The 1,597-nt window shown below is 55.1% G+C and carries 1 protein-coding gene; it reads right to left on the reverse strand.

All coding sequences use genetic code 11. The features are described from left to right. Nucleotides 1-117 precede the first annotated feature (117 nt). On the reverse strand, nt 118-1,597 hold a 1,480-nt coding region (locus tag MoGM_RS03795), incomplete at its 5' end, for a polysaccharide lyase family 1 protein (protein WP_104368814.1).

The following is a 1,597-nucleotide window of genomic DNA, read 5'->3' on the forward strand; positions in this document are numbered from 1 at the left end:
GTACAATGGTGTCTGAACATATTCAAAAACTCTATCCGCAATAACGAAAATCCATCGGGCAATAACGATTGCACCGCCAAACAACCCCCTGTCTCCGTTCAAACATCCCGAAAACACTTACTCAAACCATCCCACCAGCGTGCTCTTATAGCTTTCGATGGCAGCTTTCAGAGCTTTCACCACGCCATAATCGGTGTCGGCAGTGGCGTTGTCGAACGTCCACTTGAAGTCGCCTTTGTTCATTCTTCCGGCCCCGTAGTAACCGGTCACCGCGGCAGGAACGTCGGTGGCCGGCAGAGGAGTGTATTCGTATATCAGCTTGCTGTCGGTGTCGAAGTTGTCGTATGTCGTTCCGCCGGCAACGGTCTTGAACGAAGCGGGCACCTGCTCGTCACGTGTATCTGCCTCATAACAGTCGAAATTGGCGGCACTCGCCTTGTGTGTGACCGGCGTATAGTTGGCACCGGTTCCCTTTTCGGCATACACATTGCCGAAACTCTTTATCATTCCGCCGTTCTCGCCACTGAAAGTGCCGTCTCCTTTGGCGTCCGTTCCCTGCTTGGAGATGAGCATCGGGTTCTTGGTATGGCGGAAATAGTTGCTCTCCACGAAGACGCTCGACCCCATCATGGCTCCCACGCCATACTTGGAGCAGCCGTCATAGTAGTTGTTCCACACGTGAACGGTCATCGTGCGGACACGCGGATGGCGCGAGTCGCTATGGTCGAACCAGTTGTGATGATAGTCGATATAGTTCGGTCCGCTCTCGCCCGTCATTCCGCAGAGCGACGACTTGCCGCTGTCGAACATGTGGTTGTATGATATCGTGACATACTGCGAGTTGCCTTTTACGTCTATCGTTCCATCGCCCTTGGCCTGGTCGCTGTCTCCTCCTGTCTTTCCGTAGAAGAGGTCGAGGTGGTGGATCCAGCAGTATTTGTTGTTCGTGTCTATCGACACGCAGTCGTCCATGCAGAGCATTATGGCGAAGTTGCGCAGCTCCACGCTCACGGCGTTGCGCAGCAGGAATCCGAATCCCCACACGGTGGCATCGTCGCCCACGCCCTCTACGGTGATGTTCATCGGTATGGTGTTGTTCCGGCCCTTTATTTGCAGTCCCTCCGACTTGCTTCCGAAAGCATCCATGTCGGTATCTTTGATTTGTCCTATGAAGCGGACTGCGAGCGGGCGTGTCTCAAGTCCTTTCTGATATGCGTTGATTATGGCCTGCAACCCAGTGAAAGTCTCTTTCTTCTCGTTGCTGCCTGTGATTACGTCGAGCCGCACGGTCTTTGCCGTCTGCGCCGTGACATATATCACACGGGCATCTGTTTTCAGTGTGCCATCGTCGTTATATGCTCCCACTCCCGTGTTATTGAAGTGCGCGAAGCCCGAGCGGTCGTATGCGTTCACGGTGATGTTGGCTGCCACGCTGGCCTTGGTTGCGTCTTCGCTGCCGCCCGCCACCGGCACCACCTTCACGGCATATCCCGTTCCAGCGGTCAGTCCCGGCACGTCGGCACGTCCGTATGTGCCGTAGTTTCTCACCAGTTCGGTGTCTCTTTTCGGGTAGTCGGCATGCTTGCCGCCCTTGACG

Origin of the sequence: Prevotella sp. MGM1, from assembly GCF_002933775.1 — a bacterium.
In the GTDB taxonomy this organism is placed as follows: domain Bacteria; phylum Bacteroidota; class Bacteroidia; order Bacteroidales; family Bacteroidaceae; genus Prevotella.